Origin of the sequence: Kibdelosporangium aridum (assembly GCF_900176515.1) — a bacterium.
GTDB lineage: Bacteria > Actinomycetota > Actinomycetes > Mycobacteriales > Pseudonocardiaceae > Kibdelosporangium > Kibdelosporangium aridum.
In genome coordinates this window covers 916,141-930,560 of sequence record NZ_FWXV01000001.1, presented here as the reverse complement: position 1 = coordinate 930,560, position 14,420 = coordinate 916,141, and the positions used below count along the sequence as shown (strand labels likewise).

Genomic DNA, 14,420 nt, shown 5'->3' with positions numbered 1-14,420 from the left:
AATGGATCTTGCGCCGGGGATTCTCACACACTCTTGACCTCATTTGGGTTCATGACAAGAATTCCGCAAGACGACCGAAAGCCTGGTCAAGGGCCTCAACCGGATCACCCTGCGGATCTTGTGCCCAGTCCAGCAGGGCGCCGAGGCCCACACCGATGACCGCGTCGGCGACGATCCGGGAACCGGCCCACCGGGCCTGCAGCGCATCGCCGAGCAGCCTGCGGCTCTTCGCGATCATTCCGAGGTTCGCCGCCCACACCTCGGGGATCGTCAGCATCACCAAGTCACGTTCGTAGCGCGCGGCCCGGTCCTGCGGGGACATCGCCGCGAACACGTCCCGCAAGGCACCACGCAGCACATCGATCGGCGGACCGTCCGGTTGTGACGCGATGGCGGCACCCAGCGAGTCGCCCATCGAGTGGTAGTCGTCCAGCACGGCCAGGTCTTCCTTGGTCGGGAAGTAGCGGAAGACAGTGCTCGGTGCGACTTCGGCAGCCGCGGCGACCTGCTCGACCGTCGTCGCCTGGTAGCCCTGCTCCTTGAACAGCCGCAGCGCATGCTGCTGGATGGTCGTCTTCGTTCTGGTCTTCTTGCGTTCCCGCAGCCCAGTCGCTGGTTGATCCACGCGCAGCAGGATAACTCCACACCGGAGAACTCTCTTCTTTGACAGTTGACTCTCAAATGAGAGTAGACTCCGAAAATATGAACGAGCCAGTGACACTACCGACTGAACGAGCCCCCGGCTGCCCCTTCGATCCACCGCCTGACCTCGTCAAACTGCCGCCGGTCAGCCCACTACGGTTCCCGGACGGCCACATCGGCTGGCTGGTGACGAGCCACGCCGCAGCCCGGACGGTCATGATCGATCCACGCTTCACCAACCGTCCCGAGCACAAGCACCCGCTGTTCGGCGCCGTCGCACGACCGGGTGGCGCGTCGAAGCCGGCGGCGCCTGGATGGTTCGTGAACATGGACGCGCCGGAGCACTCGCGGTATCGGCGATTGCTGATGAGCCAGTTCACGGTGCGCCGGATCAAGCAGCTGGAACCGCGGATCACCCAGATCACCGAGGAACACCTTGACGCGATGGCCAAGGCAGGGCCGCCCGTGGATCTGGTGCAGGCGTTCGCGTTACCGGTTCCCTCACTGGTGATCTGCGAACTGCTCGGCGTGCCGTATGACGATCACACGTTCTTCCAGCAGCAGACCACGATCATGGCCAATATGGCCGCCACACAGGACGAATCCTTGGCGGCACTTGGCCAACTCTCCCGTTATCTCGGTGAACTTGTCACCACGAAACGGTTGCACCCCAAGGACGATCTGCTCGGCAGCCTGATCACGGACACCGATCTGACCGATGAAGAGCTGACGAACATCGCGTTGCTGCTGCTCGTCGCCGGGCACGAGACCACCGCGAACATGTTGGGACTAGGGACATTCGCGCTGTTACAACATCCGGAGCAGATCGCCGCTCTTGACAGCCCGGACGCAGTCGAGGAACTGCTGCGCTACCTCTCCATCGTCCACCTTGGAACGCCCAACCGGGCGGCGCTCGAGGACGTGGAGCTCGAAGGCCGGATGATCAGGAAAGGCGACACCGTCGCGATCGGACTGCCCGCGGTCAACCGGGATCCGGAAGTGTTCCAGCAACCCGATATCCTTCAGCTGGACCGGCAGGACGCACGCAAGCACGCCGCGTTCGGCGGTGGCATACACCAATGCCTCGGCCAGCAGCTGGCCAGGGTGGAGATGCGAATCGGCTTCACCAGGCTGTTCGACAGGTTCCCGACGCTGCGGCTCGCGGTACCCGCCGACGAGATCAAGCTGCGTGAGAAGTCCGCCGCGTACGGCGTTTGGGCCCTTCCTGTTGTATGGGATGCATAGGAAAGTTCGTCCACTTATCAAGTGAGTTCTGACATATTTCAGTCGAAAGTAGGGTCCGCCGACTGGCGTTGAACAGCGACGATGTGGTCTGATCCGGCCGAGATCATCTTGCCCTGTTTGCCAGGAGACCCCGCATGTCGCTCGCCCGTCCGTGGCGCATAGCCCTGTCCTGTGTACTCGCCCTCGCCGCCGCCAGCTGTTCGGCACTGGGCGGTGAGTCCGAAAAGCCCAGCCAGACGGGCGGTTTGGAGCAGACCAAAGTGGTCGTCGGCACGTTGCCCATTGTGGACACGGTGCCGCTCGCGATCGCACAGCAGAAAGGCTATTTCAAGGAAGAAGGCCTTGATGTCGAACTGAAGTCACTGCCGGGTGGCGCGGCGGCGGTGCCCGGCCTTGCCAATGGCGAATTGCAGTTCGCATTCGGCAACTACGTCTCGTTCTTCACCGCGCAGTACAAGAACGTGCTGGACATCAAGCTGGTCGCGGACGCCTACCAGGCCGCTCAGGGCATGTTCCTGATCCTGACCGGCAAGGACAACGCGATCACCAAGCCCGCCGACCTGACCGGCAAGAAGATCGCGATCAACACCAAGGCGAACATCGTCGAGCTGACCGCACGGTCCGCGCTCGAGGCCAGCGGTGTGGACACCAAGACGGTGACCTTCACCGAGATCCCGTTCCCGGACATGCAGGCGGCCATCGAACGCAAGAACGTCGACGCCGCGTTCATGGTGGAGCCGTACATCACGCAGGCGCAGCGCAAGGCCGGGATGCTGCCGGTGCTGGACGCGGCGACCGGTGCCACTTTGGACGTGCCGATCGCGGTGTGGGCGACCAGCACCAAGTACGCGCAGGAGAACCCGAAGACCACCGCCGCGTTCCAGCGGGCGATCGTCAAGGGACAGCGGGACGCGGCCAACCGCACCCTGGTCGAGCAGACCGTGACCACCTACGCCAAAGTGGACAAGGACACGGTCAGCCTGATGCACCTCGGGACGTGGCCGACCGCGATGAGCCCGGTGCGCATGCAGCGGGTGATCGACCTGATGACGCAGTACGGCCTGATGGACAAGGCCAAGCAGATCAACCCGGAATCGATGATCTTCAACCCGCCGCAGGGTTAGTCAGCCGGTTTCGTTCGCCAGCGCGAGGTAGAGATCAACCCGGTCACCGAACCGATTGGGATCGCGCCCAGTCAGTTCGGTGATCCGGGTTATCCGGTACCGCAACGTGTTCACGTGCACGTGCAACTCGGCCGCGGCCAGCGTCCACGACCCGGAGTGTTCCAGGAAGACCCGCAGTGTCCTGGTCAGCTCCGACTTGTGTGTCGCGTCATATGTGGACAGTGGGCCGAGGATCTGGTTGCGGAACGACCGCCGCAGTTCGTCCGGGACGGCCGCGAGCAGCAACAAGTGCGACGCCACTTCGTCGCCCGCCATGACCGTGACACGGCCCGGTGATCGCTCCGCGAGCTTGCGGGCGTACCGCGCCTGCAGAATCGCTGTCCTGAGCCCTGTCGCATCTGTGCACCGGCCAAGACCGAGCACGAGACCCGTCGGGCCAAGCGCGGGTTCCATGGTCCGCACCATGGCTTTGATGTCGGCCGTGACGGGCTGGTCCGTGCCGAGCAACCCGAACGCCTCGTCCTCCACCGTGCCGACGAGCGCCGGTCCGTCGAATGCGGACAGCAGGTCGTCCACCACCGCCGCGGAGTGCTTGCTCGCCGAGACCGTCACAATCTCGGTGGAGTTGATCTCCGTTGCGGCGAGCTGTGACTGAATCTCGTTCAGCGTCGTCCGCTCGGAAAGCAGCAGTCGCAGCAACGGTTTCGCCGCCCGGTTCTCGATCCGGCGCGCCTCGTCCAGCCTGGAGCGTTCCAAGCCGATCAGCGTGGCGAACTCACTCGCCACGTCCTGGCGTTCCCTCTGCCATTGCCGGTGGTCCCCGGCCACCACCAGAAACCAGCCAAGCGCTCGTTCCTTCGCGGTCGTGGCGAACACCGACAGCCCACCGGTCACGATCGGCAGCCGTTCGGCGTGCAGGAACCGCTTGGTCAGCTTGGCGATGTCCGGCGGTTCGCCCGTCCCGGCGATGACTCGGCCAGCCGCACTGAGCACCCAGCAATCCGCACCGAGTTCCGTCTGCCCTGCCGTGACCAGCGCATCGAGGCCACCGCCAGCCGTGACGACCGCGACCAGGCGACGGTGCCGATCAAGGTTCGGTGTGGCCCGTTCGGCCGCGAGCCCCAGGATCACGCGCTCGCTGATGGTCGCGAACGCGATGTGCACGGGCACTACGAACAACGGCAGGTTATGCCGCTTGCAGGCGTCGACCACGTGCTCGGGCATGACGCCGCCTGATTCGGCCGTACCGGCTCCGAGCGCCGTCACTCCCGCTTCGGCAAGGCCCGCCACGAAGGCCTCGGAGTCCTCCGGGGCCTGCCACCACTCCATTCCGCTGAGCACCAGCTCACCGCCGGTCAGAAACCGGCGCGGGTCGCGCAGCGTCGCGGTGAAGACCCTGGTGATCTGCCGGTCCACCGCGTCCGCGCCGACGAGCAGCTCAAGGCCGAGATCAGCGGTCTGGAGCAACGTTTTGAGGTTCATCGCCGCTCCACGCTAGTCCAGTGCCGTTTGGAGGAAGCTACAAAAACGGTACTCCTCCGCCCACCCGCTTTCATGGTTTTCGCCGCTGGTGGGCACGCCTGGCCAGATTGTTGACTGGGTCACATGCTTCGACGACTGTCCACGACGGAACTGCTGGCGTGCTGTGCGTCGCGCCGGTGGGCGCTGCACATGGACGCCAACGCGCCGTACCCGGACGTGGAGAAGCTGCTGGCCACGTCGGACGCCGAGCTGGCCGCGCTGGCCTGGCGGGACATCACCGAGGCGTTGACCGCACACCCACGCATCGGCAGCCGGATGACCGGGTCGAGCCGGGAGGCCGAATGGTCACGGCATGAGCAGTCGGCGGCCGTCGGTGCCGATGCCGAGCTGGCCGCGGCGAACGCGGAGTACGAGCGCAAGTTCGACCGGGTGTTCCTGATCAGTGCGGAGGGCTTGAGCGCTGCCGAGGTGCTCGCTGAGCTGCGCAGACGACTGGACAACAACGAGGTCGTCGAGCGCGCCGAAGTGCGCCGTGAGCTCGCCAAGATCGTTCGTAGACGTCTATTGAGGTGCATGGAATGAGTCTTTCGACCCACGTTCTTGATGCGGCTTCCGGGAAGCCCGCGTGGGGCGTTGTCGTCCGGCTGGAAAGCCGGGACGGGACGGTCCTGGAGTCCGGCAAGACCGACAAGGACGGCCGGATCACCGGCTGGCCCGTGCCCGAAGGCGTGCACCGGCTGGTCTTCGAGGTGGAAGGGCCGTTCTACCCCGAGGTCGCCGTGACGTTCCGGGTCACCGACCCGGCCGAGCACTACCACGTGCCACTGCTGCTCAGCCCGTTCGCGTACTCGACCTATCGAGGCAGTTGAGAAAGGACCGATGATGGCCATCGTTCTCGGCGAGAACCAGTACGGGAAAGCAGAGAACCGGCTCGTGCGCGTCGAGCGCGACGGCGACGAGCACTGGTTGGTGGACCTGAACGTCAGCACCGCGCTCGCGGGCGACCTCGCCGACACCCATCTGACCGGCGCGAACGACAAAGTCCTCGCCACCGACACCCAGAAGAACACCGTCTTGGCGTTCGCACGCGATGGCATCGGCCAGATCGAGGCGTACGGCCTGCGGCTGGCCAAGCACTTCGTCGGGCAGCTGCCGAGCATTCACCGGGCGCAGGTGGAGATCGAGCAGTACCCGTGGACTCGGCTCGGCCCGCACTCGTTCTCCCGTTCCGGCGAGGGCACGCGGCTGGCGAAGGTGACCTACGACGGCGAAGCGACGGTCGAGGGCGGGATCAAGGACCTGACCGTGCTGAACACCACCGACTCGGAGTTCTGGGGCTATCCGCGCGACGAGTACACCACGCTGCCGGAGACCAAGGACCGCATCCTGGCGACCGCGGTGGACGCCCGCTGGCTGTTCTCGTCCACCGGCGTCGACTGGGGCAAGGCCTACGACACCGCCCGGGCAAGCCTGCTTGAGGCGTTCACGAACACCTACAGCTATTCGTTGCAGCAAACGCTTTATGCCATGGGCACACGTGTTCTCGAGACCGTGCCGGAGATCGCCGAGATCCGGTTGAGCCTGCCGAACAAGCACCACTACCTCACCGACTTGTCGCCGTTCGGGCTGGACAACCCGGGCGTGGTGTTCCACGTCGGCGACCGTCCTTACGGCCTGATCGAAGCAACCGTCCGACGGGAGCCGTGAATGGACTTCCTCAGCCCCACCACAGTGGCGGAGGCACTGGAGCTGAAGGCCGCCCGGCCATCAGCGGTGCCGATCGCCGGCGGCACAGACGTCATGGTGGAGATCAACTTCGGCCACCGGCGGCCGGACGCCCTGCTGGACCTCAACCGGATCGCCGAACTGCACGGGTATTCCACTGTGGACGGCCGGATCCGGATCGGCGCCTGCATGCCGTACAGCCGGATCATCACCGAACTGGGGACGAGCGTGCCTGGTCTGGCGATGGCGTCCCGGACGGTCGGGTCGCCGCAGATCCGCAACCGGGGCAGCGTCGGCGGCAATCTGGGTGCCGCTTCTCCGGCCGGTGACTCACATCCCGCGTTGCTAGCCACGGATGCGAGCGTGGAAATCGCCTCGATCCGGGGCGTTCGAATGGTGCCTGCCAACGATTTCTACGTTGGTGTGAAACGCAACGTGCTCAAACCGGACGAGTTGATCACCGCTGTGCACGTACCGCCGGCGACCGGGCCGCAGCAGTTCAGCAAGGTCGGCACGCGCAACGCCATGGTGATCGCGGTGTGCGCGTTCGCCATCGCCTTGCACCCCGAGCAGAAACGCGTCGGCACAGGTATCGGTTCGGCCGCGCCGACCCCACTACGGTCCTACGAGGCCGAAGAGTTCCTGAACACCGAACTGCCGTGGGGTTCCTCAGAGGCACTGTACGACTCGATGCTCCGGAGATTCGGCGAGCTGGTGGCGCAGGCGGCGTCACCGATCGACGACGTCCGGGGCACAGCCTCGTACCGGCGGCACGCGTTGGCCGTGATGGCCCGCCGCACTTTGAGCTGGGCGTGGAGCGAGTACAGGAGGTCCGAGCAATGCGCGTGAACGTGACCGTCAACGGAGTGCAGCGCCAGGCCGACGACGTCTGGCCCGGCGAGAGCCTGCTGTACGTGCTGCGTGAGCGGCTCGGGCTGCCCGGTTCCAAGAACGCCTGCGAGCAGGGCGAGTGCGGCTCGTGCACGGTCTACCTCGACGATGTTCCCGTCTGTTCCTGCCTTGTCGCGGCCGGCCAGGTGGAGGGACGGGAAGTCAGGACGGTCGAAGGGCTCGCCGACGATGAGCTGCACCCCGTGCAGCAGGCGTTTGTCGACAAGGGCGCGGTGCAGTGCGGGTTCTGCACGCCTGGGTTGATCGTTGCCGCCCACGACCTGATCGAACGGACAACCGAGCCGACGGACGCGGAAATCCGGGAAGCACTGGCCGGAAACCTGTGCCGGTGCACCGGGTACGAGAAGATCATGGACGCGGTCCGCGCGGCCGCGGCGAAGAAGGCTGGTGTCGTATGATCACCGGCGGCATCGGCGAAAGTCCACTTCGGCCGGACGGTCCTCTCAAGGTACGCGGGCAGTACGCGTACTCCTCGGATCTCTGGCTGGAGAACATGCTGTGGGGCGCGACCTTGCGCAGCCCTCATCCGTCCGCACGGATCCTGTCCATCGACGCGTCGGCGGCCCTCGCGATGCCAGGTGTCCACACTGTACTTACCTACAAAGACGTACCCGGCGAGAACGTGTACGGGCTCAAATTCCAGGACACGCCCGTACTCGCCGAGGAAGTCGTGCGATACCAAGGCGAGCCAGTGGCTCTGGTCGCCGCCGAGCACCCCGAGACCGCTCGGCAGGCGCTGAAGGCGATCAGGGTCGAGTACGAGGTCTTCCAGCCGCTGCTGGACGCCGAACTGGTCGCCCACTCCCCCGACCTGCCCAAACTGCACCCTGGCGGGAATCTGGTGCGGTACCAGCGAATCGTCAAGGGCGATCCCGACGCGACGGCCGATGTCGTGGTCACCGGGGTGTACGAGATCGGCATGCAGGACCAGGCGTTCCTGGGGCCGGAGTCGGGTCTGGCCGTTCCAGAAGGCGACGGGGTGCACCTGTTTCTGGCGACGCAGTGGTTGCACGTCGACCAGAAGCAAACCGCCAAGGCACTGGGCCTGCCGGTGGAAAAGGTCAAGCTGACCATGTCCGGCGTGGGTGGCGCGTTCGGCGGACGTGAGGATCTGTCGATCCAGGTACACGCCTGCATGCTCGCGCTACGAACCCAACGGCCGGTCAAGATGGCATACAACCGGCAGGAGTCGTTCTTCGGGCACGTGCACCGGCACCCGGCGAAGATGTACTACGAGCACGGCGCCACCTCCGAAGGCGACCTCGTGTACGTCCGAGCGAAGCTGTACTTCGATGGCGGTGCCTATGCCTCGAAGACTCCGGTTGTCGTCGGCAACGGCACGACTTTGGGTGTGGGACCGTACAACGTGCCCAACGCCAAGATCGAGGGTTGGGGCGTGTACACGAACAACCCGCCGTGCGGTGCGATGCGCGGGCTCGGCGCGGTTCAGCCGACGTACGCCTACGAGTCGCAAATGGACAAACTCGCGGCGGCACTGGGGATGGACCCAGCGGATCTCCGGATCCGCAACGCCATGAGCGAAGGATCGACAACAGTCACCGGCCAGGTAATCGACTTCCCGGCGCCGGTCGCCGAGTTGGTCCAGCGGGTGAAGGACATGCCGCTGCCGGAGACGTCCACTGAGGACATCCTGCAGCTGCCTGGCGGCGCGTCGAACACGACCCACGGCGAAGGTGTTGTGCGCGGCATCGGCTACGGCGTGACCATCAAGAACATCTCGTACGCCGAAGGGCTTGACGATTACTCCACGGCCCGGGTCCGGCTGGAGGTCATCGACGGCGAGCCTGTCGCGACCGTGCACACCGCGGCCGCCGAAGTCGGGCAAGGCCTGATCACCGTGCAGCAGCAGATCGCCCGGTCCGAGCTGGGCGTTCAGCGGGTCATCCTGCACCCCACGGACACCGACGTCGGTGACGCCGGTTCGAGCTCCGCGTCACGGCAGACGTACATCACGGGTGGCGCTGTGCGCAACGCGTGCCGAGCCGTTCGTGCGAAGCTCCAAGAGATGGCTGGGACCTCGGAGGAACTCACCTCCGATGAAATGGCCGCCGCACTGGGGTCGGCGGCCATCGAGGAAACCCGGGAATACCACCACCGCAAGACTTATCCCCTCGACCCGCAGACCGGCCAGGGCAATGCCCACGTGCAGTACGGGTTCTCGGCACACCGGGCCGTGGTCGACGTGGACACCGAGCTGGGCCTGGTCAAGGTCGTCCAACTGGACTGCGCGCAGGACGTCGGCAAGGCGATCAACCCCGACGCGGTCGTCGGTCAGATCCACGGCGGTTCCGCGCAGGGCCTTGGACTCGCCGTGATGGAGGAAATCCAGGTCACGGACGGCAAGATTCGCAACCCGTCGTTCACGGACTACCTGATCCCGACCATTTTGGACATGCCGCCGATGAACGTCGACGTGCTTGAACGGCCGGATCCCCATGCGCCCTACGGCGTGCGCGGAGTCGGTGAGCCGCCGACGATCTCGGCAACTCCGGCGATCGCCAACGCGATCCGCGCCGCGACGGGGCTCGAACTGCCCCGCGTCCCCATCCGCCCCGAGCACATTGTCGAGGAACACTGAAATGTCGGAATCCCTGTGGTTGCAGCGGTGTGTCGATCTGGCGACGGAGAACGTCGCTGATGGCGGTGGGCCGTTCGGTGCCCTGATCGTCAAGGACGGCCAAATCGTCAGCACCGGCGTCAACCTGGTCACGCCGACCCTCGACCCCACGGCACACGCCGAAGTGGTGGCCATCCGCCGCGCCTGCCAGGAGCTGAAGACCTTCAAACTGGACGGCTGCGTCCTGGTCACATCTTGCGAGCCGTGCCCGATGTGCCTCAGCTCGTCCCTGTGGGCACGCGTGGACCGCATCATCTACGCGGCGGATCGGCACGACGCCGCCAAGGCCGGGTTCGACGACCTGGCTTTCTACGAGCTGTTCGAACAACCCCGTGACACGTGGTCGCTACCCGTGACCCATGTGTCTGATGTGGACGGCTTCAAGCCGTTCACCGCATGGCTCGACCGACCCGACCGGGTCGAGTACTGAGCCACCTCGCGCTGACCGGAGTGCGTGCACAACCTCCAACGTTACCCACCGGCAAGGGAACGACCCATGACTCAAACGGACAACGGTGACCGTTTAACCAGGCGGATGCCGCCTGCCCTCGATCGTCTCTTCGACATCACCGGGCGGCGGACCACCGTCGCCCGGGAAGTACGCGGCGGGATCACCACCTTCGTCGCGATGGCATACATCGTCCTGCTCAACCCGTTGATCCTCGGAGCTTCCGCGGATATCACCGGGGCACGACTCGACACAACGCAAATCACCACGGCGACAGCATTGTCCGCCGCGGTGATGACAGTCCTCATGGGACTGATCGGCAACGCGCCGCTGGCATTGGCCGCGGGCCTGGGCATCAACGGCGTGGTGGCGTTCCAGATGGCGCCGACCATGACCTGGGCCGAGGCGTTCGGTTTGGTTGTGCTGGAAGGCGTCTGCATTGTCCTGATGGCCGCCAGCGGTGTTCGTGAGCGGATCATGAACGCCATCCCGATGCCGCTCAAGACCGCCATCACGGTCGGCATCGGCCTGTACATCGCCCTGGTCGGCCTGGTCAGCGCCGGGTTCGTGACCCGCGTGCCGGACTCGGCGAACTCGCCGGTGCCTGTGCGGCTCGGCGAAGGACACCTCTCCGGCTGGCCGATCGTGGTGTTCTGCATCGGCCTGCTGCTGATGATCGTCCTGGTTGCCCGCAAGGTCGCCGGTGCGCTGCTGATCAGTATCGGGATCACGACCGTGTTCGCGGTCATCCTGTTCGAGGTCTTCGGAGTCTCCGGGTGGGGACGCACGGATCCAGCCCTGCCGGATCACGTGCTCGGCGCCCCGGACTTCGGCCTCTTCGGCAACGTGGACCTGTTCGGCGGGTTCGTCTCAGCAGGACCGATCGCGGCGACGGTGTTCCTGTTCACGTTGGTGCTGTCGGGTTTCTTCGACGCGATGGGCACGATCACCAGCGTCTCGCAGGAAGCCGGGCTGTCCAAGAACGGCAAGGTCCCCGGCATGGGCCGGATCCTGTTCGTCGACGGCGCGGGCGCGATCGCGGGCGGAGTCACCGGTTCCTCCCCCAACACAGTGTTCCTGGAGTCGGCCGCGGGTGTCGGCGAGGGCGCACGGACCGGCCTGGCCAGCGTCGTCACGGGTGGCTTGTTCGCCATCACGCTGCTCTTCACCCCGTTGACCACAGTCGTTCCCGCCCAGGCCGCGGCGCCGGCGCTGGTCGTGATCGGCGGCATGATGATGGCGCAGTGCCGTGGAATCCCTTGGCCGGACAGCGATTACACCATCCCGGTGTTCCTGACCGCGGCGATCATCCCGTTCACGTACTCGATCACCAACGGTGTCGGCGCCGGCTTGATCTCCTTCGTGCTGATCAAGACGTTCACCGGCCGGTGGCGCGAAGCCGGGTGGCTGCTGACGATCCTCGCGGCGCTGTTCGCGGTGTACTTCGGCATCAACGGCATCGAAGCCCTGTTCAGTTAGGAAACCTATGGCGCACATGTTCCTCAACGGCGGCGCGATGCGCGGCGGACCCTTACACCATCTGCTGGACGACTCCCCACTCATCGCCTCGACGAGAACCGCCCCGAAATACCGGTTCTACTCGGTGGACGACGTCTGCCCGGCCCTGCATCCGGTATCCCACGGCGGCGCATCGGTGGCTGGCGAGCTGTACGACGTACCGCTGGATGTCCTGCGGGACAAGCTCCTGCCCGCCGAACCGCCCGCGTTGGAGCTAGGCGTCATCGAGATGGCCGACGGCAGCAGCTCGTTCGCGATGTTGCTGCGCCGCGGGTACTCCGGCGCGCTGGTCGACATCACCGCGCACGGCGACTGGATGTTGTACCGATCGAAGAAAGGGACCGATGTCTGACCTCACAGAGCTCACGGCGAACGGCACGGTCATGGCGGCGAGCGACGAGTTCTTCGCCGACAAGGAAAACCTGCTCAACCCGGCGCCGGCCACGTTCCAGCCGCACACCTTCACCCCCAAGGGCCAGCAGTACGACGGCTGGGAAACCCGCCGCCGGTTCGGCCGGACCGACGGCCACGACTGGGTACTGCTCCGGCTCGGGGCGGCCGGGGTCGTACGGTCCATCAATGTTGACACCGCGCATTTCCTTGGTAACTACCCGGAGTCCTGTTCGATCGAAGGTGCGTGCGCCGAGGGCTATCCAGGACCGGACGAGCTCACCTCGTGGTTCCCGCTCGTGCCGGTGTCGCCGTTGAAGGGCGGCTCGGACAACCTGTTCGATGTGGACGTTCCGTGGCGAGTCACACACGTACGGTTGAACATCTTCCCCGACGGCGGCGTCGCCCGGCTCCGCGTGTTCGGCGACGTGGTGCCCGACCCGCGGGATCTCGCCGATGTGCCGTTCGACCTCGTGGCCCTGCGCAACGGCGGCAAGGTGGTCGGCTGCAGTGACGGCTTCTTCTCCCCACCGTCGAACATGTTGCAACCTGGCGAATCCCAGTTCATGGCCGACGGCTGGGAAACCGCCCGCCGCCGCTCCCCCGCACACGACTGGGCAGCCATCAAACTTGCCTGCCCGGCGGTGCCGGTGGTCGCGGAGATCTCGACCAAGCACTACCGCGGCAACTCGCCAGATCGTGTGGCTCTTTCAGGTTCCACCGATGGGAAATCCTGGTTCCCGCTGCTGCCCGAGACCAAGGTCCAACCGGACACCGAGCACCGGTTGCGGATCGAGACCGACCATGAGGTTGCGTACGTCCGTTTGGAGAGCCACCCCGACGGAGGGATAGCGAGATTCCGGTTGTACGGTAAGCGCACATCTTTGGATGCACTCGCGGCTCAGTGGCACGCGACCACGCCGATTTAACCGATGATCCCACGTCCTTTATTGCTACTTCAGCGTTATCGACAAGGGGTAGCTTGATTCCGTTCGGGCGAGATGTGACTGTTGACACAAGTTGGGGTTAACGTCAGGATCTTGTCGAATCAGGGGCCGACGGGATCGAGGTCAGCGATGGCGGCACTTTCACGGCGACAGGTGCTCGGCTTGCTCGGCGCGGCCGGCGCGGCCACCGCACTGCCCGGATGCGGCAGTTCACTCAGCGAGAATCCCGGCGGCGGTGGCGGTTCCGGTGGTGGCGGAGCGGTCAAGGTCGGCCTGGTCATTCCGCAATCCGGTACGTACGCCGCACTCGGTACGGACCTCAAACGCGGCTGGGACCTCTGGTTGGAGCGCAACGGCGGCAAGTTAGGCGACTTCACAGTCACCACAGTCACCGCCGACGAAGGTGAGACCCCGCAGACCGGTGTGCCCGCGGTCCAGAAGGTCCTGCAATCTGACGGAGTCAACGTCGTCGTGGGGATCGTCAACTCCGCGACCGCGTTGGGCTCGGCACCTCTGGTGGCCGAGGCGAAGAAGCTGCTGCTCGTCTCGAACGCGGGCGCCGCAGCCATCACGGATCCGGCCAAGCTGAGCCCGTACGTATGGCGAACGTCTTTCCAGAACGCCCAAGTGGCGTCCGTGCTCGGCACCTACCTTGGCAGGGAGAAGAAACAGGACAGTGTCTACGTCATCGCCCCGGACTACGCGGCCGGAACCGAGGTCGTGAACGGCTTCACCAAGGCGATCCAGGCCGCGGGCGGCACCGTCGCGGGCAGCGCGAAACCACCCTTCGCGACCACCACTGACTACCAGCCGTTCCTGTCCGGGATCCGGTCGTCCGGGGCCAAGGCGACCTTCTGCTTCTTCTCCGGCGCCGAGGCGATCGCGTTCGTCAAGCAGTACCAGCAGTTCGGGCTCGCCGGGTCGATCCCGCTCTACGGCTCCGGCTTCCTCACCGAAGGAAAAGTGCTTGAGGCGCAGGGCGACGCCGCGTTGGGCGTGCAGACTTCCTTGCACTACAGCGATCAGCTCGACAATCCGGCCAACAAGGCGTTCGTCGAGGCGTACCGGGCCAAGTACAACGAGTCACCGAGCTGTTTCTCCTTGCAGGCATGGGACTCCGCGAACGTGCTGAGCCGAGCGCTGAAAGCGGCGAACGCTGTGGACGGTGACTCGCTTGCCAAGGCGCTGGGCAGTATCGGGTCCATTGACGAGAGTCCACGCGGGCCGTGGACGTTCGAGAACCAGAACCCCAAGCAGAACATGTACTTGCGGACCGTGCAGCGCAAGGACGGCAAGCTGGTCAACGCGATCACCACCGACCTCGGCCCGACCGGCCAGTTCAGCTGATC

At 65.4% G+C, this 14,420-nt stretch carries 15 protein-coding genes; 13 read left to right on the top strand and 2 right to left on the bottom strand.

The genetic code is table 11. From position 1 onward, the window contains the following. Positions 1–49 precede the first annotated feature (49 nt). Positions 50–625, bottom strand: a complete 576-nt coding sequence (locus B9C43_RS03800; RefSeq protein WP_235038420.1) for a TetR/AcrR family transcriptional regulator — start codon at positions 623–625, stop codon at positions 50–52. A gap of 77 nt (positions 626–702) precedes the next feature. Between B9C43_RS03800 and B9C43_RS03795 the strand changes: the two genes are divergently transcribed. Continuing rightward, positions 703–1,887, top strand: coding sequence for a cytochrome P450 (locus B9C43_RS03795; protein WP_143446094.1), 1,185 nt, complete (start codon positions 703–705; stop codon positions 1,885–1,887). A gap of 134 nt (positions 1,888–2,021) precedes the next feature. Then, a complete protein-coding gene (locus B9C43_RS03790) occupies positions 2,022–3,011 on the top strand; it encodes an ABC transporter substrate-binding protein (protein WP_084424606.1) in 990 nt (329 codons plus the stop codon). Here B9C43_RS03790 and B9C43_RS03785 read toward each other — a convergent pair whose 3' ends face one another. Next, positions 3,012–4,493, bottom strand: a complete 1,482-nt coding sequence (locus tag B9C43_RS03785; RefSeq protein ID WP_084424605.1) for a PucR family transcriptional regulator — start codon at positions 4,491–4,493, stop codon at positions 3,012–3,014. Positions 4,494–4,616: 123 nt separating this feature from the next. On the opposite strand from B9C43_RS03785, the gene B9C43_RS03780 reads away from it, so the two are divergent. The 11 genes from B9C43_RS03780 to B9C43_RS03730 all read left to right on the top strand — a co-directional run bounded on the left by B9C43_RS03780 (position 4,617) and on the right by B9C43_RS03730 (position 14,418). Next, a complete protein-coding gene (locus B9C43_RS03780) occupies positions 4,617–5,075 on the top strand; it encodes a 2-oxo-4-hydroxy-4-carboxy-5-ureidoimidazoline decarboxylase (protein WP_084424603.1) in 459 nt (152 codons plus the stop codon). Further along, positions 5,072–5,362 (top strand): hydroxyisourate hydrolase, encoded by a 291-nt coding sequence (uraH, locus tag B9C43_RS03775; protein ID WP_033392813.1) that lies wholly within the window; start codon positions 5,072–5,074, stop codon positions 5,360–5,362. Before B9C43_RS03780 ends, uraH begins: the two co-directional genes overlap by 4 nt. A 13-nt stretch (positions 5,363–5,375) precedes the next feature. Then, positions 5,376–6,200 carry a factor-independent urate hydroxylase gene (gene pucL / locus B9C43_RS03770; protein ID WP_084424601.1) on the top strand — a complete coding sequence of 275 codons (825 nt, stop codon included), beginning with the start codon at positions 5,376–5,378 and terminating at the stop codon, positions 6,198–6,200. Next, positions 6,201–7,067, top strand: coding sequence for an FAD binding domain-containing protein (locus B9C43_RS03765; protein ID WP_084424599.1), 867 nt, complete (start codon positions 6,201–6,203; stop codon positions 7,065–7,067). Continuing rightward, positions 7,058–7,528 (top strand): (2Fe-2S)-binding protein, encoded by a 471-nt coding sequence (locus tag B9C43_RS03760; RefSeq protein WP_033392827.1) that lies wholly within the window; start codon positions 7,058–7,060, stop codon positions 7,526–7,528. Before B9C43_RS03765 ends, B9C43_RS03760 begins: the two co-directional genes overlap by 10 nt. Beyond that, positions 7,525–9,729, top strand: a complete 2,205-nt coding sequence (locus B9C43_RS03755) for a xanthine dehydrogenase family protein molybdopterin-binding subunit (protein WP_084424597.1) — start codon at positions 7,525–7,527, stop codon at positions 9,727–9,729. The genes B9C43_RS03760 and B9C43_RS03755 overlap by 4 nt, the downstream gene beginning before the upstream one ends. 1 nt (position 9,730) lies before the next feature. Further along, complete coding sequence (locus B9C43_RS03750; protein ID WP_033392818.1) at positions 9,731–10,198, top strand: nucleoside deaminase; 468 nt, start codon at positions 9,731–9,733, stop codon at positions 10,196–10,198. 66 nt (positions 10,199–10,264) lie between these two features. Next, on the top strand, positions 10,265–11,695 hold the full coding sequence (locus B9C43_RS03745) for an NCS2 family permease (protein WP_084424595.1): 1,431 nt from the start codon (positions 10,265–10,267) through the stop codon (positions 11,693–11,695). A 7-nt stretch (positions 11,696–11,702) separates the two neighbouring features. Beyond that, positions 11,703–12,086, top strand: coding sequence for an allophanate hydrolase-related protein (locus B9C43_RS03740; RefSeq protein ID WP_033392820.1), 384 nt, complete (start codon positions 11,703–11,705; stop codon positions 12,084–12,086). Continuing rightward, a complete protein-coding gene (gene alc / locus B9C43_RS03735; RefSeq protein WP_084424593.1) occupies positions 12,079–13,053 on the top strand; it encodes an allantoicase in 975 nt (324 codons plus the stop codon). Before B9C43_RS03740 ends, alc begins: the two co-directional genes overlap by 8 nt. 147 nt (positions 13,054–13,200) lie before the next feature. Then, entirely contained in the window at positions 13,201–14,418 is a 1,218-nt protein-coding gene (locus B9C43_RS03730; protein WP_084424591.1) for an ABC transporter substrate-binding protein, read from the top strand. Positions 14,419–14,420 lie beyond the last annotated feature (2 nt).